Origin of the sequence: Pseudomonas paraglycinae, from assembly GCF_021601625.1 — a bacterium.
Classification (GTDB): Bacteria; Pseudomonadota; Gammaproteobacteria; order Pseudomonadales; family Pseudomonadaceae; genus Aquipseudomonas; species Aquipseudomonas paraglycinae.
This window is the reverse complement of record NZ_BQHR01000008.1, coordinates 93,674-111,410: the sequence shown is the minus strand read 5'-3', so window position 1 is coordinate 111,410 and position 17,737 is coordinate 93,674. Positions and strand designations below refer to the sequence as shown.

Genomic DNA, 17,737 nt, shown 5'->3' with positions numbered 1-17,737 from the left:
CGTCGGCTCTTCTGCATGGAGACATTTATGCGGACAATCGGCGCTTTTGCCAACGGGAGCCTTGAATGCCGCAACCGAAAACCCGCTGGGACATTTTTTGTACGGTCGTCGACAACTACGGCGACATCGGCGTGACCTGGCGTCTGGCCCGGCAACTGGTCAGCGAGCAGGCAATGACGGTGCGGCTGTGGGTCGATGACCTGCGCGCCTTCGAGCGCATCTGCCCCGAAATCGACATCGGCCTCGATCAGCAATGGCAGCAGGGCGTCGAAGTCCGGCACTGGCCGACCGAATGGCAGGAAGCGGAGGCGGCCGAGGTGGTGATCGCCGCGTTTGCCTGCCAGTTGCCGAGCGTCTACATGGACGCCATGGCCGCTCGGGAAAAACCGCCGTTGTGGATGAACCTCGACTATCTCAGCGCCGAAGACTGGGTGGTCGGTTGCCACGGACTGCCGTCGGTGAAATACAAGTCGGTGCAGAAGTACTTTTTCTTTCCGGGATTCCAGCCGGGCACCGGCGGCCTGTTGCGTGAAAGCGGTTTGCTGGAGCGGCGTCAGCAGTTTCAGCAGGACCCCGAGGCGCAGCGACAATTCCTGCAAGGTCTGGGGATCATTCCTGCGCCCGGTGCGCAACTGATTTCGCTGTTTGCCTACGAGAATGCGGGACTCGCCAGTTGGCTGGATGTGCTCGCCGCTGACTCGATGCCCACTCATCTGCTGGTGCCGGAAGGGCGGATTCTCGGTGATGTCGCCCGTTGGCTCGGAGTGGAATCGCTGGCGGTCGGGGCGACGCATGTTCGTCAGTCGCTGACCGTGCAGGTGCTGCCGTTCGTCCGTCAGGATCAATACGATCAATTGCTCTGGTGCTGCGATTTCAACGCGGTGCGCGGCGAGGACTCGTTTGTCCGGGCGCAATGGGCGGGGCGGCCGATGCTGTGGCACATCTATCAGCAGGACGAAGACATCCATCTCGACAAGCTCGACGCATTCCTTGCGCTCTACACAAAAGGTCTTTCGCCCGTTGCCGCCGAGGCGATGAACGGTCTCTGGCGTGCCTGGAGTGCCGGGCAGCCTATCGGCGACCACTGGCTTGAGGCCCGCAAACACTGGCCCGAACTGCAGGAAAATGCCCGCGCGTGGTGTCTGGAACAGGCCTTGCAGGCGGATCTTGCGACGGCGCTGGTACAGTTTTACCGAAATTGGATATGATACGCGGCCTAGATTTTTGTAAATCCCATCCAAATTCGGATATTCGCAATGAAAACTGGTAAAGAACTCAAACCCGGTACCGTGATCCGTATCGACAACGATCCTTGGCTGGTTCAGAAAGCTGAATTCACCAAATCGGGCCGTAACAGCGCGATCATGAAGACCAAGCTGAAGAACCTGCTGACCGGTTACAAGACCGAAACCGTTTACGGTGCGGACGACAAGCTGGACGACGTGATCCTGGATCGCAAAGAAGCGACCCTGTCCTTCATCAGCGGTGACTCCTACACGTTCATGGACACCACCGACTACACTATGTACGAGCTGAACGCCGAAGACATCGAAAGCGTTCTGCCATTCGTGGAAGAAGGCATGACCGACGTTTGCGAAGCCGTATTCTTCGAAGGCCGTCTGGTTTCCGTAGAGCTGCCGACCACCATCGTGCGTCAGGTTGACTACACCGAAGGTTCCGCTCGCGGCGACACTTCCGGCAAGGTGATGAAGCCTGCCAAACTGAAGAACGGTACCGAGCTGTCGGTTGCTGACTTCATCGAAATCGGCGACATGATCGAGATCGATACCCGCGAAGGCGGTTCCTACAAAGGCCGTGCCAAATAAGCACTGCTTTTTGCGGAAAGAAAAAGCCCGACCATTGAGTCGGGCTTTTTTGTGCCTGATGAAAATTACTTCTTCAGGTGCTGTTTCAGCTCCTCCGAGGCCTGCAGCATCGCCGAACGCACCGCCGGCACCTGGCTGACCACGTTGAGCAAACCGTAGTCGTGGATCATGCCGTTGTAGCGCACGGAGGTCACCGGCACGCCGGCTTCGTCGAGTTTGCGGGCGTAGGCTTCACCTTCGTCACGCAGCACGTCGGCTCCGGCGGTCTGCACCAGCGCTGGCGGCAGACCCTTCAATTGCGCGGTGGTGGCCCGCAGCGGCGAGGCGTAGATCTCGTTCCGCTGGTTGGCGTCGGTGGTGTAGTTGTCCCAGAACCACTTCATCATGTTGCGAGTGAGGAAGTGCCCCTCGGCGTACTGGTTATACGAACCGGTGTCGAAATTGGCATCGGTCACCGGCCACAGCAGCACTTGGAATTTGATTGCCGGAGTGCCTTTGTCTTTGGCCATCAGGGCGACGACTGCCGCCATGTTGCCGCCAACGCTGTTGCCCGCCACCGCCAGACGCTTGCCGTCGACGTTGATCTCTTTACCGTGTTCGGCCACCCATTTGGTCGCGGCGTAAGCCTGGTTGATCGCCACCGGGTAATGCGCTTCCGGCGAAGGGGTGTAGTTGACGAACACCGCCGCCGCACCCGAGCCGACCACCAGATCCCGCACCAGACGTTCGTGGGTCGGGAAATCCCCCAGTACCCAGCCGCCGCCGTGGAAGAACATGAACACCGGCAGCTCGCCCTTGACCCCGGCCGGCCGGACGATGGTCAGGCTCAACGGTTGGCCATCGACCTGGATGGTCTTCTCGCTGACGTCCGCTTTGGGCAGCGTCAGTTTGACCCCGGACTGCGCGCCCGTCAGCACGGCGCGGGCATCCTTGGGCGTCATCTGTTCCATCGGTTTGCCGGTGCCGGCATTCAGCACATCGAGAAACGCCTGGGTGTTGTGTTCAACCTCCCCGGCAAATGCGCTGTGGATGGACAGGGCGAGAAGGGTACCGGTCAAGACTTTGCTGAAAGTGTTCATGTTCATTTCCTGTACGGGCCTGAGTGTCAGTGATTACACGGTGACGTGCAGACGCACATCAACGTTGCCGCGAGTGGCGTTGGAGTACGGGCAGACCTGGTGGGCAGCGTCGACCAGGCTTTGTGCGTCTGCCTGTTCCAGGCCTGGCAGACTGATGTGCAGGTCGATGTCCAGACCGAAACCGCCAGGAATCTGGCCGATGCCGACGTGAGCGGTGATCGAGGCGTCGTCCGGAATTTTGCGTTTGGTCTGGCTGGCGACGAATTTCAGGGCACCGATGAAGCAGGCCGAGTAGCCGGCGGCGAACAGTTGCTCAGGGTTGGTAGCTGCGCCGCCGGCACCGCCGAGTTCTTTCGGGGTGGCGAGTTTGACGTCGAGGGTGTTGTCGCTGGAGATCGCACGACCGTCACGGCCGCCAGTGGAGGTTGCGATTGCGGTGTAGAGAGTTTGCATAGTGTGAGCCTCATTGAGTGTGGTTCGTTGCGCTAATTGTTTGCGCGCTAACTAGGTGCGAAGTAAATGTACTTCGCTAATATTTAGCGCGCAAGATAAATTTTTTGAAGAACGCGCGAATGGTCACTTGGATCGGGTAGGGTCGTGATCCCAAGCTTTTGATATAGAAGGTTTTTTTAGTGTGAAACGAGAGGAAAAAAATTTTCGGGGATCAGCGGGGAAGGTGCGATTAGCCTGCAGGCGCAAGGCTGCGCCCACAGGAAAGGGGGAGTTTTAAGCGAGACTGTCCTGCAAATGACCACGCAAGGCCTGCAACTCGGCTTGCAGATTTTGCAGACGTTCCAGGGTGAAGCCGCTGGCCCCCAGAATGCACTGCGGAACGGTTCGGGCCTTGTCTTTCAAGGCGTGTCCCTGGGCAGTCAGTTCAACGATCACCACGCGCTCATCTTCCCGGCTGCGGGTTCGGCTGAGCAAGCCTTCACCTTCCAGACGTTTGAGCAGCGGGGTCAGCGAACCCGGATCGGTCAGCAGGCGCGTGCTGATTTCTCCGACGGTTAAACCATCCTTCTCCCACAGCACCATCATCGCCAGGTATTGCGGATACGTCAGGCCAAGCGCTTGCAGCAGCGGCTTGTAGACCTTGGTCATCATCAGCGAAGTGGAATGCAGGGCGAAGCAGGCCTGATTGTCGAGCAGCAGCTCTTCGCAGTGATCGGAGGTGTCGCGGTCGGTGGTCATGTCAGTGCCTTGAACGGTGATGCAGTTGAATCTAGCGCTCGAATCTTTAATGCGCCAGACAATTGTGCCCGGTGGCGAATCGGTCAGTGCCGGCCCAGTTCCCGCTGCAGGGCCAGATCCCACGGCGGCACGGGGCTGAACCGGGTCTTGAGGTATTCCAGCAGCAAGCGACTGCGGGAGCTGGCCTGTTGCTCCAGCCGCAGCGCGTAGATGCCGGTGCTCTCCGGTTTTGGCAGGCCGTTTTCACAGAACAGCGGCAGCAACTCGCCGCGCAGCAGGTATTCGCTGGCCAGCCAGGTCGGCAGATGCGCGATCCCGAGTCCCGCGAGCGCACCGCAAACCAGCGCCTCGGCGTTGTTGGCGCTCATGCGCACCCGCGCCGGACGATGCAATTGCATCTGCCCGTCCTGTTCGAAGCGCCAGGCGAAGGGCGGGGCAAGACCGTCCCAATCCAGACCGTCATGTTCACTCAATTGCGCTGGCTCGCTCGGCACGCCTCGGCGCTTGAGATAATCGGGGCTGGCGCAGGCGATGCGCACCATGCTCGCCAACGGTGTGGCGACCAGCCGGGTGTCGGCCATCTGCCCGGCGCGCAATACCAGATCGACCTTGCCCAGGTTCGAACCGTCCATGTCCACGAAGCTGTCGATCAGATGCAGCTGCACGTCGAGCCCCGGATACAGCACCAGAAAATCGGCAATCACTGGCGCCAGATGCCGGCGCCCGAATGCCGCCGGCGCATCCACCCGAATCAGACCCTCCGGCGCGCTGCTCAGGGACACCGCTTCCGCCCGGGCCAGTTGCAGCTCGGCAACGATCCGTCGCGCCCGTTCGGCAAACGCCAGACCCGCCGGCGTGGCGCGCACCGCGTGAGTGCTGCGGATGAACAACTGGCTGCCGACAGCGCTTTCCAGACTGTCGATACGCCGGGCAACGGCGGACGGCGTCAGCGGATGTCGGCGTGAGGCGGCGGAGAAACTGCCACTTTCCAGCACATCGAGAAACAGCCCGAGTTGTTCGGTCAATTGATTGGGATTCATGAATCAGTTCAGTGCCTATGCGGATTTGGCACAGCCATTGTGCGTTGCTGTGCGTTTCCGTGCCAGCGTCGACTGCGTAGGATGAGTCGCCTGACGTTTGAGGAATTCTGCTGTGATCGAGTTTTTGCTGTACCTGTTGTTTGGCGCCGCCCTCGGCACGCTGGGTGGGATCTTCGGCATCGGTGGTGGCTTGATCGCCATTCCGCTGCTGGGCGTGTGGTTCGGGCTCGATCAGCAGATCGCCCAAGGCACGGCGCTGGTGATGGTGGTGCCGAACGTGATGCTGGCGCTGTGGCGTTATCATCAGCGCAATCGCATTGAGCTCCGGCATGCATTGCCGTTGGCGGTGATGGGATTCTGTTTCGCGTGGATCGGCTCGATCTGGGCCGTGGGCATCGACGCGCAAACCATGCGCATCGGGTTTGTCGCGTTCCTCGTGGCGTTGTCGGCCTACAACCTGGTGCGCATGTTTGGCGCGCGTCCGGCAGCGACTTCCGAGATGCGTTATTCATGGCCGTGGCTGGGCGTGCTCGGCGCGGCGTCGGGCACCATGGGCGGCTTGTTCGGTGTCGGTGGGGCGGTGGTGGCGACGCCGGTGCTGACCAGTCTGTTCGGCACCACTCAGGTGGTCGCTCAAGGCCTGTCGCTGGCGCTGGCGTTGCCGAGCACCGGGGTCACGCTGGTGACGTACGCGGTGCACCACGAAGTGGACTGGATGATCGGCCTGCCGCTGGCCATTGGCGGTCTGGCCAGTATCAGTTGGGGGGTGAAAGTGGCCCACGCAATGCCGGAAAAACTCCTGCGCGGGCTGTTCTGCGGGTTCCTGGTGCTGTGCGCGGTGATGCTCGCCTTTAAAGTTTGAAGCCTTCGACGATGTGCTCGGCCAGGCATTCGGTGATCGGCGAGGGATTGTTGAGGTTGCGGATCAGCATGATGCTGGCCTCGGGCAACAGCGGCAGATCTTCGGCGGCGCCGAGAATGCGCAGATCCGGGGTGATCAGGCTTTCCAGTTGCGCGGTGATCGCCAGACCCGCGCTCACCACTGCCATCAACGCCGACAGGCTGGTGCTGTTGTAGGCAATCCGGTACTCGCGGCCCATCGCGTCCAGCGCGTTACAGGCCCACAGGCGGCAAAAGCAATCACTATTGAACATCGCCAGCGGCAACGGCGTCTGTTCGTGGGCGCTGAAATTCTGCGCCTCGGCCCAGACGAAGCGCTCCTTGCGCAGCAACTGGCCAATCTCGTTGCCCGGCTCGCGGGTGACGATCGAAAGATCCAGATCCGTGCGCTGCAGCAATTGTTTGGTCGACTCGCAATGCACTTCGATCTGGATCAACGGATAGAACTGGGCGAAGCGCGACAGGATCCCCGGCAGAAACCGCATCACGTAATCGTCCGGCGTACCGATCCGCACCGTGCCGACCATGTGCGGCTCGCGCAGGGTGTTGAAAACTTCACTGTGCAATTTCAGGATGCGCCGCGCGTAGCCGAGCAACACCTGGCCTTCGGCGGTGAGGCGCACCTGACGCCCGTCGCGCTCGAACAACTGGCGCTGCAACACGTCCTCTTCCAGACGCTTCATCTGCATGCTCACCGCCGATTGGGTGCGGTTGACCATTTCGCCGGCACGGGTAAAACCGCCCTGATCGGCAATCGCGACAAAGGTGCGCAGGACATCGGTATCGATACTGGGATATGCCGACAATTGATGAATCTCCGTGATGCATGCCATCAGAAACATTCGTTGGATTGATCGTAGCGCCGGCGCGAGACTTGAGCCATCCCTAAAGGAGGGCAACACGATGAAAGGTCAAAAAGTCTATGTGAGCGATGACAGAGTGCCGGTCCATCTGATTACCGATTTGCTGCACAAGTTTAGTCGCTGGTACGAACTTCACCGCGAACGCGAGTTGCTTGCCAGTCTGAGCGACGAAGCGTTGAAGGACATCGGGGTCAGCCGTGCCGATGTCGAACATGAGTCGGTGCGGCCGTTCTGGGATGATCCGATGCATAAATGATGAGGCCATTGCTACACAAACCACTTTCAGGTGAGGTAGGTTGCGAGCAGACATGGAGGAACACATGCCCGCGACATTGTCCTTTTCCCTTAAACAGGCTCGACGTCTGGCACTGGCTGCCCAAGGGTTTCACGGGCGCCAGCCGCCGGCTGTCAAGGCGATGCACGTCAACCGGCTGATCGAACGCCTCGGCCTGTTGCAGATCGACTCCGTCAATGCCGTGGTGCGCTCGCACTACCTGCCGCTGTTCTCCCGTCTTGGTTCCTACTCTGCTGACTTGCTCGACCAGGCTGCCTGGAGTTCGGGGCGTCGTCGTTCGCTGTTCGAATACTGGGGCCATGAGGCGTCGTTGCTGCCGCTGTCGATGTACCCGCTGATGGGCTGGCGCATGCAGCGGGCCAGACGTGGTGAAGACATCTATCAGCAACTGGCGCGGTTCGGTCGCGAGCAGCAGGACACCATTCGCCGGGTGCTGGCGTCGGTCGAAAAGCAGGGCGCACTGGGCGCCGGCAGCCTGTCGACCCGCGAGGAAAAGGCCGGGCCATGGTGGGACTGGAGCGCGGAAAAGCACGCCTTGGAATGGCTGTTTGCCGCTGGCGAAGTCACCGTCGCCGGACGCCGTGGTTTCGAGCGTTTGTATGACTTGCCCGAGCGGGTGATTCCGGCTTCCGTGCTGCAGCGGCCATTGCCCGATGAGGCCGAGGCCCAGCGCGGTTTGCTGCTGCATGCAGCGCAGGCTCTGGGTGTCGGCACGGAAAAAGACCTGCGTGATTACTTCCGCCTGAATCCTTCCGATGCCCGCCCGCGTCTGGCGGAACTGGTCGAGGACGGGCAACTGCTGACCTGCGAAGTCGCCGGTTGGCGCCAGATCGCTTATTGCCTGCCCGAGCCGAAAATCCCGCGCAAGGTCGAGGCCAGTGCATTGCTGTCGCCGTTCGATTCACTGATCTGGGAGCGCAGCCGGACCGAGCGGCTGTTCGATTTCCGCTATCGGCTGGAGATTTACACGCCGCAGGACAAACGTGTCTACGGCTATTACGTGTTGCCGTTCCTGCACAACGAACGGATTGCCGCGCGGGTTGACCTGCGCGCCGAACGAGCGGCGGGGCGACTGGCCGTGCATGCGGTGCACGAGGAAGAAACGGGGCTGGACGAGGCGGGGATGCTGGCGCTGGCGCTGAACCTGCGGCGCATGGCGGACTGGTTGGGGCTTGAGCACGTGCAGCTCAATTGTCAGCGGGAAAGTGCGGGGCGATTGCGGGTGGCGTTGGCTCAAGTCGAAAACGACCGAGCCAACGTCATCGCGATTTAGCGTTTGACCTGTTTCAGCGTCTCGGCAATCAAGAACGCCAGTTCCAGCGACTGATCGGCATTCATCCGTGGGTCGCAGTGAGTGTGATAGCGATCCGACAAGCCATCTTCAGTGATTGGCCGCGCGCCACCGATGCACTCGGTAACGTTCTGCCCGGTCATTTCGATGTGGATACCGCCGGCGTAGCTGCCCTCCGCTTCGTGAACCTGGAAGAACTGCTTCACCTCGCCAAGAATCTGCGCGAAGTCGCGGGTCTTGTAGCCGCTGCTGGCCTTGATGGTGTTGCCGTGCATCGGGTCGGAACTCCACAGCACCTGCTTGCCTTCGCGCTGCACCGCGCGGATCAGCGCCGGCAGGTGATCGCCGACTTTGTTCGCGCCCATCCGTGCGATCAGGTTGAGGCGGCCCGGATCGTTGTCCGGGTTGAGCACGTCGATCAGGCGGATCAGGTCGTCGGGGTTCATGCTCGGGCCGACTTTCACCCCGATCGGGTTGTTCACCCCGCGCAGGAATTCGACGTGGGCGCCGTCGAGCTGACGGGTGCGGTCGCCGATCCACAGCATGTGCGCCGAGCAATCGTAGTAATCGTTGGTCAGGCTGTCGCGGCGCACGAAGGCTTCTTCGTAGTTCAGCAGCAGCGCTTCGTGGGCGGTGAAGAAACTGGTTTCGCGCAGTTGCGGCGAGCTGTCCATGCCGCAGGCGCGCATGAACGCCAGGGTTTCATCGATACGGTCGGCGAGGTGGCTGTATTTTTCGGCCAGCGCCGAGTTGGCGATGAAATCGAGGTTCCACTTGTGCACCTGATGCAGGTCGGCAAAACCGCCCTGGGCGAAAGCGCGCAGCAGGTTGAGGGTGGCGGTGGACTGGTGATAGGACTGCAGCAGACGCTCCGGATCCGGTACGCGGCTGGCCGAGTCGAAACCGATGCCGTTGACGATGTCACCCCTGTAGGCCGGCAAGGTCACGCCGTCGATGGTCTCGTCGTTGGCCGAGCGCGGCTTGGCGAACTGGCCGGCCATGCGCCCGACTTTGACCACCGGGCAGCCGGCAGCGAAGGTCATGACGATTGCCATCTGCAGCAACACTTTAAAGGTGTCGCGGATCTTCGCGGCGGAGAACTCGGCGAAGCTTTCCGCGCAGTCGCCGCCCTGCAGCAGGAACGCCCGGCCCTGGGTGACTTCGGCAAACTGACGACGCAGCTCGCGCGCTTCGCCGGCAAACACCAGCGGCGGGTAGCTGGCCAGCGTCTGCTCGACCTGGCGCAGATGCGCGGCGTCGGGGTATTGGGGTTGTTGCTGGATCGGCAGGGCGCGCCAGCTGTCAGGGCTCCAGGGTTGGCTCATCACGGTCTCTAAGGTTCTACGCACGGACGGCCATGTTAGCAGCAATTAGTGCGTGACCTGCTCCTGCCGCTTCGCCGACAATCGCCGCTTTGCCACGGCACCACAGCGGTGCCATCGCGTCACCGCGCCCGGTGACCACCAGGAGACGAAATGACTGAGGAGCGCGTCGAGCTGTTGCTCGCCGAGGTACAGGATGAGTTCGGCGTGATTCGCGTGCTGGAAGTGGCCGACTACCGCTTTCTGGAGTTCGGCGATGCGATCGAGCAAAGCTGCGTGTTTACCGCCGACCCGAGCTGGCTGGAGTACGACTACACCCGGGCGATGCTGATCGGCGCGCTGTGCCATCAGCAACCGGAGAGTGCGCTGTTCCTCGGGCTGGGCGCGGGGACGTTGACCCAGGCCTGCCTCAATTTCCTGCCGCTGGAAGATGTCGAAGCCATCGAGCTGCGCCCGGACGTACCGCGTCTGGCCATCGAATACCTCGGGCTGGATGACGATCCACGGCTGTACATCCGCGTCGGCGATGCCCTCGAACTGCTGCCGACGGCTGAGCCGGCGGATCTGATCTTCGTCGACCTGTACACCGATGTCGGCCCCGGCGCCGGGCACCTTGCGTGGAATTTCCTCGGTGACTGTCAGAAGCGTCTGAATCCTGGCGGCTGGCTGGTGATCAACCAATGGGCCACTGATGACGGCAAACCCTTGGGTGCGGCGCTGCTGCGCGGGCTCTATCACCGGCATTACTGGGAACTGCCGGTGAAGGAGGGCAACGTCATTCTGATCGTGCCGGCGGATCTTGATCAGGTGCTGGATATGCAGGCGCTGACTGCCCGGGCTGAAGCGCTGGCGCCGAAGCTGGGTTACTCGTTGCAGACGTTGATCAACTGCATCCGTCCGGCGACCTGATCTTCAAAGGCCTTTGAAAACGCCAGGCCTGCGCTCCACCAGGGAGCGCACACCTTCCTTGGCGTCTTCAGTGGCCAGCAACTTCTTCACCAGTGGCGGCAAGCTTTTAGCCGCTGCGGTCTCGCCTTCATAGCGCGCCTGGCGTGCCGACATCAACGTTGCCTGTACGCCCAACGGCGCCTGTCGGGCGATTCGCTCGGCCAATTCGATGGCGCGTGGCAGCAAGTCTTCGCTGGCCATGACTTCCTGCACCAGACCCAGGCGCAACGCATCATGGGCATCAAACTCGTCGCCGGTCAGCAGCCAGCGCATCGCATTGCCCCAGCCGGCGACCTGATGAAAGCGTAACGTCGCGCCGCCGAACGGAAAGATCCCGCGCTGCACTTCCATCTGGGCGAACCGAGTGTTGCTCGCGCACAGGTTGATGTCGGCGGCGAGCATCAATTCGATGCCGATGGTCAGGCAATAACCCTGCGCCGCGACGATCACCGGTTTGCTGACCCGTGGCCCGACGAACACGCCCCATGGATCGCAACCACCGGGCGGCACCTGCCAGCCCTGGGCGAGGGCGGAACTGGCGTTGACCAGATCGAGGCCGGCGGTGAAATGCTCGCCATGCCCGAACACCACCGCCACCCGTGCGTCGCTGTCGGCCTCGAATTCACCGTAGGCCAGGGCCAGGTCGTTGAGCAGGTCGAGGTCGAAGGCATTGCGCTTGGCGGCGCGGTCCAGGCCGATCAAATGCACGTGACCGTGGCGCGCACGGCTCACGCGGCCGGGGCAGGGCTGATTCATGGGTGTTTCCTCGCAGGGGAAGAAAAGGTGCAGCGACCAGATGCCGCACGTCGGTGAATCGTTTAAGCGCCATCGCCCGCAGGGCCGGGGTCTTTGAAAAATAGACCTTTGCCCGATTATCCGCAAAACCCCGTTACACAGCGGTGACAACTGTATTTCGCCGATAAAAAAAGCTCCCTTTTTGGGCAAATTCCGGTATAGTGCGCGCCGGCCTTTAACCGGGCCGCGTTTAGGTAGCGCAATTCCCCGAAGTCAGCTTCGGCTGCACGTCCGCACTGCGGGCTCTTCCTTGACGATTCTTTTTCATTCATTCGTTTTCGCAAATCCCCGCCGACAAAGCTGCCAGGGCGACTCTTGAGTCTCAACACGGCATGTGCAGCTTTGGAGCATGGGTCTTTGCGGATGCACTTAGAGGCAGACCCATGACCCAGGAAATCGGCGGCTTCGCCGCTCTTGAACTTCATCCCAATATTGTCGCTGCAGTAGTCGCTACCGGCTATGAAGAGCCTTCGGCCATTCAGCAGCAGTCGATCCCGATCATCCTCGCCGGTCACGATATGATTGGTCAGGCGCAAACCGGTACCGGTAAAACCGCTGCCTTTGCCCTGCCTATCCTGCACCGCATCGATCCGTCCAAGCGCGAGCCGCAAGCTCTGATCCTGGCCCCAACTCGTGAGTTGGCGCTACAAGTTGCAACCGCTTTCGAAACCTACGCCAAGCAAATGCCGGGCGTGACTGTTGTGGCTGTCTACGGCGGCGCGCCGATGGGCCCACAATTGAAAGCAATCCGTAATGGCGCACAGATCGTTGTCGCCACTCCGGGCCGTCTGTGCGACCACCTGCGTCGCGACGAAAAAGTACTGCAGACCGTGAACCACCTGGTTCTCGACGAAGCAGACGAAATGCTCAAACTGGGCTTCATGGACGACCTCGAAGTCATCTTCAAGGCCATGCCGGAAACCCGTCAGACCGTATTGTTCTCGGCGACCCTGCCGCAATCGATCCGTGCCATCGCCGAGCGTCACCTGCGCGATCCAAAGCACGTGAAGATCCAGAGCAAGACCCAGACCGTTACCGCGATCGAACAGGCTCACCTGTTGGTTCACGCTGACCAGAAGACTTCTGCCGTTCTCAGCTTGCTGGAAGTGGAAGATTTCGACGCTCTGATCATGTTCGTGCGCACCAAGCAAGCGACCCTGGATCTGGCCAGCGCCCTCGACGCCAAAGGCTACAAAGCCGCCGCGTTGAACGGCGACATCGCCCAGAACCAGCGTGAGCGCGTCATCGACTCGCTGAAAGATGGCCGTCTGGACATCGTTGTAGCGACCGACGTTGCCGCCCGTGGTCTGGACGTTCCGCGCATCACCCACGTTTTCAACGTGGACATGCCGTACGATCCGGAATCCTACGTGCACCGTATCGGCCGTACCGGCCGTGCCGGTCGCGAAGGCCGCGCGCTGCTGCTGGTGACTCCGCGTGAGCGCCGCATGCTGCAAGTGATCGAGCGTGTGACCGGTCAGAAAGTTGCCGAAGTGCGTCTGCCGGACGCCCAGGCCGTTCTCGATGCCCGCATCAAGAAACTGACCAACAGCCTGTCGCCGCTGGTGGCTGACGCCGAATCGACTCACGGTGATCTGCTGGATCGCCTGACCGCCGACATCGGTTGCACCCCGCGTGCCCTGGCTGCCGCTCTGCTGCGCAAGGCCACCAATGGTCAGGCGCTGAACCTGGCAGCGATCGAGAAGGAACGTCCACTGGTGCCGAACAGCGCACCGCGTGGCGACCGTCCTGAGCGTTCCGGTGATCGTCCGGACCGTGGTGACCGCGAGCGTCGTGCTCCGATGCCACTGGGCGAAGGCCGTGCCCGTTGCCGTACCGCGCTGGGCGCGCGTGACGGTATCGCGGCGAAAAACCTGCTGGGCGCCATCCTCAACGAAGGTGGTCTGGCACGTGAAGCCATCGGTCGCATCCAGGTGCGTGACAGCTTCAGCCTCGTCGAGCTGCCGGAAGATGGTCTGGACAAGCTCCTGACCAAACTGAAGGACACTCGCGTTGCCGGCAAGCAGCTGAAACTGCGTCGCTACCGCGAAGATTGATCCGCCTCTGGGCTGATTGATCGAACATAAAAAATCCCCGACTGGTTCGGGGATTTTTTTTGCCTGCGATTTGGGCATCAGCCGAAGCGGTAGATGTCCATGCCCAGTGCGCCCATGGTGAAACCTTGATGGGCAATGCTGAAGTCGCCGCCAGCGCCGCGGGCAAAGTACAGCGGCAGCAGATGTTCATCACTTGGATGGCTGCGCACGGCGTTCGGTGCCTGCTGGCGGTAATCGTGCAATGCGGCTTCGTCGTTGGCAGCCAGTTTGTCGACAATCCAGTCGCGGAAATCCCGGGCCCACGGCTCGACGCTTTCCGGGCCAGCGTGCCAGTCCAGTTCCCGCAGGTTGTGGGTGATGCTGCCGGAGCCGATCAACAGAATGCCCTGTTCGCGCAGACTGGCCAGCGCTTGACCGACGCGGTTCTGCAACGCCGGGCCGCCACGGCTGGACAGGGAAACCTGAACCACCGGGATGTCGGCTTGCGGGTACATCAGCGAGAGCGGAACCCACACGCCGTGATCGAACGGTCGTTGCGGGTCGAGACGCGCCGGCAGGTTGTTGGCGGTCAGCAGATCGGCAACCTCGCGGGCCATTTGCGGATTGCCCGGTGCCGGATACTGCACTTCATACAGCGCGCGGGGGAAACCGCCGAAGTCGTGCCAGGTTTCCGGTTGCGCATGGCTGCTGACCAGAAGCTCATGGCTTTCCCAATGGGCGGAAACGATGACGATGGCTTTCGGGCGTGGCAGTTCGGCCGCCAGCCGCGCCAGGGCCGGACCGCTGGCACCGGGCTCCAGCGCCAGCATGGGCGAGCCGTGAGAGATAAACAGGCTGGGAAACATGGAAGGATTCCTGAGCGTTAAGATGACCCATCTTCAGTCAGTTCATTGATCTAATTCCAATATAAGTTTTAACGTCTTTTGATCGAATTCTTAGGAGGATGCATGCAGCCGGAGTTTTGGCACAAGAAATGGGAATTGAACCAGATCGGCTTTCATCAGCCTGAGGTGAACCCGTATTTGCAGCGGCACTGGCCCGAGCTGGCCATCCCGGCGCAGGCGCGTGTGCTGGTGCCGTTGTGCGGTAAAAGCCTGGATCTGCTGTGGCTCGCCGGCCGAGGTCATCAGGTGCTTGGTGTCGAGCTGTCGGAGAAGGCCGTGGAAGACTTCTTTATTGAGCAGCAATTGCAGCCGCGGGTGAGCGAGCAAGGCGGTTTCAAGGTTTATCGCGCGGGCGCGATCGAGTTGTGGTGCGGGGATTTCTTCTCGCTGACGGCAGATGATGTTGCCGGTTGCACCGCACTGTATGACAGGGCGGCGGTGATCGCCTTGCCGCCCGCGATGCGCGAGCGTTATGCGGCGCACTTGCAGGGTCTTTTGCCGACATGCCGAGGGCTGTTGGTGACGCTGGATTATGACCAGTCGCAGATGCCCGGGCCGCCATTTTCCGTAGACGATGCCGAAGTGCAGCGTTTGCTGGGCAGTGTCTGGCGTGTCGAGATGCTGGAGGAGCAGGATGTGCTCGGTGACAGCTGGAAGTTCGTGCAAGCCGGCGTAACTCGGCTGGAAGAGCGGGTCTACCGGATTTCCGGGGCGTAATCGACAGGCAAAAAAAGGCCCGCATCACTGCGGGCCTTTTCGTTGGTGCGCCGGTTTGATCAGCCGCGACGACGCAGGGCGTCGATACGCTCTTCCAGCGGCGGGTGGCTCATGAACATGCGGGCGAACCCTTGCTTGATGCCACCGTTGATGCCAAAGGCGTTCAGGGTGTCCGGCATGTGCACCGGCAGGCCTTGTTCGGCGCGCAGGCGTTGCAAGGCGTTGATCATCGCGCCGGTACCGGCCAGGCGGGCACCTGCATCGTCGGCACGGAACTCGCGTTTACGCGAGAACCACATCACGATGGCGCTGGCCAGAATGCCCAGCACCAGCTCGGCGAAGATGGTCGCGATGTAGTAGGCCATGCCTTGGCCTTCTTCGTTCTTGAAGATCACCTTGTCGACGAAGTTGCCGATGATACGCGCGAAGAACATCACGAAGGTGTTCACCACGCCCTGGATCAGCGCCAGGGTGACCATGTCGCCATTGGCCACGTGACCGATCTCGTGAGCCAGCACGGCCCGCACTTCATCTTCCTTGAAACGCTCAAGCAAACCCTGGCTGACTGCGACCAGTGCGTCGTTCTTGTTCCAGCCGGTAGCGAAGGCGTTGGCTTCATAGGCCGGGAAAATCCCCACCTCGGGCATCTTGATCCCGGCTTCCCGGGACAGTTGCTCGACGGTTTGCAGCAGCCATTGCTCGTGGCGAGTGCGTGGCTGGGTGATGATCTGGGTACTGGTGCTCATCTTCGCCATCCACTTGGAGATGAACAGCGAGAACAGGGAACCGGCAAAACCAAAGACTGCACAGAAAACCAGCAGCTGACTGAGGTTGAGATCAACCCCGTTGGCCGCCATGAACCCGTTGAAGCCAAAAAGGCTCAGGGTGATGCTGGCTATCAGCACGACCGCCAGGTTAGTGGCCAAAAACAGCAGGATGCGCATCATGGTTGTAGAAATCTCCTCAAGCTAAAGATGTAGCGTACTGCGGGGTATATAAGGCGCGGCACCTGGCGATTCAACCGAGTGACTATTTCAAACTGTGTCCTACACCGGATTTGTCGGGCATGGGATATTTCCCACTGCTGAATCCGGTATGGATGACAGGCACACGGCACCCGGTCTCATTGCGTCAGGCACGCATGATTCGTATGAGTCGCAAGTGTAGAAGGTGCTGGAGGAGGGGCGGAGCAGAAGTGTTGCTGAATCAGACAGTGCGCAACGTTCGGGCCGTTGCGCACTGAGCGCCGGTTACTGGCGGTAGGACTTGAGGAAGTTGCCGATGCGACCGATGGCCATGTCCAGGTCATCGACCCGCGGCAGGGTGACCACGCGGAAGTGGTCAGGCCACGGCCAGTTGAACGCCGTGCCTTGCACTACCAGCAGCTTCTCGGAGAGCAGCAGATCGAGCACGAATTTCTCGTCGTTGTGGATCGGGCAGACTTTCGGGTCGATCTTCGGGAACGCGTACAGTGCGCCCATCGGCTTCACGCAGCTCACGCCGGGAATGTCGTTGAGCAATTCCCAGGTACGGTTGCGCTGTTCCAGCAGGCGACCTTGTGGCAGCACCAGATCGTTGATGCTCTGGTAGCCGCCGAGTGCGGTCTGAATTGCATGCTGGCTCGGCACGTTGGCGCACAGACGCATGTTGGCCAGCATGTCGATGCCTTCGATGTAGCTGTGAGCGTTGTGTTTCGGCCCGGAAATGGCGATCCAGCCGGAACGGAAACCCGCCACGCGATACGACTTGGACAGACCGTTGAAGGTCAGGCACAGCAGGTCCGGGGCCAGCGAAGCGGTGCAGATGTGCACGGCGTCGTCGTAGAGGATCTTGTCGTAGATCTCGTCGGAGAACACCACCAGGTTGTGCTGACGGGCCAGCTCGAGCATGCCCAGCAGCACTTCTTTCGAATACACCGCGCCGGTCGGGTTGTTCGGGTTGATGATCACCATCGCCTTGGTGTTCGGGGTGATCTTGGCCTTGATGTCGGCCAGGTCCGGGAACCAGTCGGCGCCCTCGTCGCACAGGTAATGCACCGCGTTACCGCCGGCCAGGCTCACGGCTGCGGTCCACAGTGGGTAGTCCGGCGCCGGCACCAGCACTTCGTCGCCGTTGTTGAGCAGCGCCTGCAGCGACATCACGATCAGCTCGGACACGCCGTTGCCCAGGTAGATGTCCTCGATGCCGACACCTTCGACCTGCTTCTGCTGGTAGTACTGCATCACCGCCTTGCGCGCGCTGAACAGGCCTTTGGAATCGCTGTAGCCCTGGGCGGTCGGCAGGTTGCGGATCACATCCTGGAGAATTTCGTCCGGCGCTTCGAAACCAAAGGGCGCCGGGTTGCCGATGTTCAGCTTGAGGATGCGATGGCCTTCCTCTTCCAGGCGTTTGGCGTGCTTGAGCACCGGGCCGCGAATGTCGTAGCAGACGTTGGCGAGCTTGTTCGATTTGCTGAACTGCATGGCGATGTGATCCCGAAAATGAACGATCCAGGCGGCGGGTGGACAACCGTGCTGGGAATCCTGCGTC

General features: G+C 61.1%; 18 protein-coding genes. 8 read left to right on the top strand and 10 right to left on the bottom strand.

The window, feature by feature from the left end; all coding sequences use genetic code 11:
• The first annotated feature begins 65 nt into the window (after positions 1 to 65).
• A complete protein-coding gene (gene earP, locus L6D82_RS13755) occupies positions 66 to 1,208 on the top strand; it encodes an elongation factor P maturation arginine rhamnosyltransferase EarP (RefSeq protein WP_236189647.1) in 1,143 nt (380 codons plus the stop codon).
• A gap of 48 nt (positions 1,209 to 1,256) precedes the next feature.
• Positions 1,257 to 1,826, top strand: a complete 570-nt coding sequence (locus L6D82_RS13750; RefSeq protein ID WP_007955690.1) for an elongation factor P — start codon at positions 1,257 to 1,259, stop codon at positions 1,824 to 1,826.
• Positions 1,827 to 1,891: 65 nt separating this feature from the next.
• Here L6D82_RS13750 and L6D82_RS13745 read toward each other — a convergent pair whose 3' ends face one another.
• The 4 genes from L6D82_RS13745 to L6D82_RS13730 all read right to left on the bottom strand — a co-directional run bounded on the left by L6D82_RS13745 (position 1,892) and on the right by L6D82_RS13730 (position 5,136).
• On the bottom strand, positions 1,892 to 2,905 hold the full coding sequence (locus tag L6D82_RS13745) for an alpha/beta hydrolase (protein ID WP_085647565.1): 1,014 nt from the start codon (positions 2,903 to 2,905) through the stop codon (positions 1,892 to 1,894).
• A 33-nt stretch (positions 2,906 to 2,938) separates the two neighbouring features.
• On the bottom strand, positions 2,939 to 3,358 hold the full coding sequence (locus L6D82_RS13740; RefSeq protein WP_236189636.1) for an organic hydroperoxide resistance protein: 420 nt from the start codon (positions 3,356 to 3,358) through the stop codon (positions 2,939 to 2,941).
• A 273-nt stretch (positions 3,359 to 3,631) separates the two neighbouring features.
• On the bottom strand, positions 3,632 to 4,096 hold the full coding sequence (locus L6D82_RS13735) for a MarR family winged helix-turn-helix transcriptional regulator (RefSeq protein WP_085744972.1): 465 nt from the start codon (positions 4,094 to 4,096) through the stop codon (positions 3,632 to 3,634).
• An 83-nt stretch (positions 4,097 to 4,179) separates the two neighbouring features.
• A complete protein-coding gene (locus L6D82_RS13730) occupies positions 4,180 to 5,136 on the bottom strand; it encodes a LysR family transcriptional regulator (protein WP_011335300.1) in 957 nt (318 codons plus the stop codon).
• A 112-nt stretch (positions 5,137 to 5,248) separates the two neighbouring features.
• Between L6D82_RS13730 and L6D82_RS13725 the strand changes: the two genes are divergently transcribed.
• A complete protein-coding gene (locus L6D82_RS13725; protein WP_085744971.1) occupies positions 5,249 to 5,998 on the top strand; it encodes a sulfite exporter TauE/SafE family protein in 750 nt (249 codons plus the stop codon).
• Here the strand turns inward: L6D82_RS13725 and L6D82_RS13720 are convergent.
• The gene (locus L6D82_RS13720) at positions 5,988 to 6,842 is read right to left on the bottom strand and encodes a LysR substrate-binding domain-containing protein (protein WP_007955701.1); all 855 of its coding nucleotides are present in this window, start codon (positions 6,840 to 6,842) and stop codon (positions 5,988 to 5,990) included. The genes L6D82_RS13725 and L6D82_RS13720 overlap by 11 nt on opposite strands.
• Positions 6,843 to 6,939: 97 nt before the next feature.
• Here L6D82_RS13720 and L6D82_RS13715 point away from each other — a divergent pair, with 97 nt between their 5' ends.
• Both L6D82_RS13715 and L6D82_RS13710 read left to right on the top strand, forming a co-directional pair.
• A complete protein-coding gene (locus L6D82_RS13715; RefSeq protein ID WP_085744970.1) occupies positions 6,940 to 7,155 on the top strand; it encodes a DUF1127 domain-containing protein in 216 nt (71 codons plus the stop codon).
• Positions 7,156 to 7,219: 64 nt separating this feature from the next.
• A complete protein-coding gene (locus L6D82_RS13710) occupies positions 7,220 to 8,467 on the top strand; it encodes a winged helix-turn-helix domain-containing protein (protein ID WP_102686457.1) in 1,248 nt (415 codons plus the stop codon).
• On the opposite strand, the gene L6D82_RS13705 is transcribed toward L6D82_RS13710, so the two are convergent.
• Positions 8,464 to 9,810 (bottom strand): class II 3-deoxy-7-phosphoheptulonate synthase, encoded by a 1,347-nt coding sequence (locus L6D82_RS13705; protein WP_007955704.1) that lies wholly within the window; start codon positions 9,808 to 9,810, stop codon positions 8,464 to 8,466. The genes L6D82_RS13710 and L6D82_RS13705 overlap by 4 nt on opposite strands.
• 150 nt (positions 9,811 to 9,960) lie before the next feature.
• Here L6D82_RS13705 and L6D82_RS13700 point away from each other — a divergent pair, with 150 nt between their 5' ends.
• Entirely contained in the window at positions 9,961 to 10,716 is a 756-nt protein-coding gene (locus tag L6D82_RS13700) for a spermidine synthase (protein ID WP_134021195.1), read from the top strand.
• A 3-nt stretch (positions 10,717 to 10,719) separates the two neighbouring features.
• On the opposite strand, the gene L6D82_RS13695 is transcribed toward L6D82_RS13700, so the two are convergent.
• Positions 10,720 to 11,511 (bottom strand): crotonase/enoyl-CoA hydratase family protein, encoded by a 792-nt coding sequence (locus tag L6D82_RS13695; RefSeq protein ID WP_102718498.1) that lies wholly within the window; start codon positions 11,509 to 11,511, stop codon positions 10,720 to 10,722.
• Positions 11,512 to 11,933: 422 nt separating this feature from the next.
• Here L6D82_RS13695 and L6D82_RS13690 point away from each other — a divergent pair, with 422 nt between their 5' ends.
• Positions 11,934 to 13,607, top strand: coding sequence for a DEAD/DEAH box helicase (locus tag L6D82_RS13690; RefSeq protein ID WP_007955707.1), 1,674 nt, complete (start codon positions 11,934 to 11,936; stop codon positions 13,605 to 13,607).
• Between the two features lie 77 nt (positions 13,608 to 13,684).
• Here the strand turns inward: L6D82_RS13690 and L6D82_RS13685 are convergent, their stop codons facing one another.
• The gene (locus tag L6D82_RS13685; RefSeq protein ID WP_236189634.1) at positions 13,685 to 14,452 is read right to left on the bottom strand and encodes a DODA-type extradiol aromatic ring-opening family dioxygenase; all 768 of its coding nucleotides are present in this window, start codon (positions 14,450 to 14,452) and stop codon (positions 13,685 to 13,687) included.
• A gap of 102 nt (positions 14,453 to 14,554) precedes the next feature.
• Here L6D82_RS13685 and L6D82_RS13680 point away from each other — a divergent pair, with 102 nt between their 5' ends.
• Positions 14,555 to 15,208: a thiopurine S-methyltransferase gene (locus L6D82_RS13680; RefSeq protein WP_102718497.1), complete on the top strand. Its 654-nt coding sequence runs from the start codon at positions 14,555 to 14,557 to the stop codon at positions 15,206 to 15,208.
• 59 nt (positions 15,209 to 15,267) lie between these two features.
• Here L6D82_RS13680 and htpX read toward each other — a convergent pair whose 3' ends face one another.
• Positions 15,268 to 16,155 carry a protease HtpX gene (gene htpX / locus L6D82_RS13675; protein ID WP_007955710.1) on the bottom strand — a complete coding sequence of 296 codons (888 nt, stop codon included), beginning with the start codon at positions 16,153 to 16,155 and terminating at the stop codon, positions 15,268 to 15,270.
• Between the two features lie 303 nt (positions 16,156 to 16,458).
• Positions 16,459 to 17,670, bottom strand: a complete 1,212-nt coding sequence (locus L6D82_RS13670; RefSeq protein ID WP_007955711.1) for a pyridoxal phosphate-dependent aminotransferase — start codon at positions 17,668 to 17,670, stop codon at positions 16,459 to 16,461.
• Positions 17,671 to 17,737: the final 67 nt, after the last annotated feature.

Coding starts and splice junctions, on each gene's coding strand:
- L6D82_RS13670 (WP_007955711.1), bottom strand. CDS start 17,670: ATGCAGTTCAGCAAATCGAACAAGCTCGCCAACGTCTGCTACGACATT.
- L6D82_RS13695 (WP_102718498.1), bottom strand. CDS start 11,511: ATGAATCAGCCCTGCCCCGGCCGCGTGAGCCGTGCGCGCCACGGTCAC.
- L6D82_RS13685 (WP_236189634.1), bottom strand. CDS start 14,452: ATGTTTCCCAGCCTGTTTATCTCTCACGGCTCGCCCATGCTGGCGCTG.
- L6D82_RS13680 (WP_102718497.1), top strand. CDS start 14,555: ATGCAGCCGGAGTTTTGGCACAAGAAATGGGAATTGAACCAGATCGGC.
- L6D82_RS13750 (WP_007955690.1), top strand. CDS start 1,257: ATGAAAACTGGTAAAGAACTCAAACCCGGTACCGTGATCCGTATCGAC.
- L6D82_RS13700 (WP_134021195.1), top strand. CDS start 9,961: ATGACTGAGGAGCGCGTCGAGCTGTTGCTCGCCGAGGTACAGGATGAG.
- L6D82_RS13745 (WP_085647565.1), bottom strand. CDS start 2,905: ATGAACACTTTCAGCAAAGTCTTGACCGGTACCCTTCTCGCCCTGTCC.
- htpX (WP_007955710.1), bottom strand. CDS start 16,155: ATGATGCGCATCCTGCTGTTTTTGGCCACTAACCTGGCGGTCGTGCTG.
- L6D82_RS13730 (WP_011335300.1), bottom strand. CDS start 5,136: ATGAATCCCAATCAATTGACCGAACAACTCGGGCTGTTTCTCGATGTG.
- L6D82_RS13705 (WP_007955704.1), bottom strand. CDS start 9,810: ATGAGCCAACCCTGGAGCCCTGACAGCTGGCGCGCCCTGCCGATCCAG.
- earP (WP_236189647.1), top strand. CDS start 66: ATGCCGCAACCGAAAACCCGCTGGGACATTTTTTGTACGGTCGTCGAC.
- L6D82_RS13690 (WP_007955707.1), top strand. CDS start 11,934: ATGACCCAGGAAATCGGCGGCTTCGCCGCTCTTGAACTTCATCCCAAT.
- L6D82_RS13710 (WP_102686457.1), top strand. CDS start 7,220: ATGCCCGCGACATTGTCCTTTTCCCTTAAACAGGCTCGACGTCTGGCA.
- L6D82_RS13740 (WP_236189636.1), bottom strand. CDS start 3,358: ATGCAAACTCTCTACACCGCAATCGCAACCTCCACTGGCGGCCGTGAC.
- L6D82_RS13735 (WP_085744972.1), bottom strand. CDS start 4,096: ATGACCACCGACCGCGACACCTCCGATCACTGCGAAGAGCTGCTGCTC.
- L6D82_RS13715 (WP_085744970.1), top strand. CDS start 6,940: ATGAAAGGTCAAAAAGTCTATGTGAGCGATGACAGAGTGCCGGTCCAT.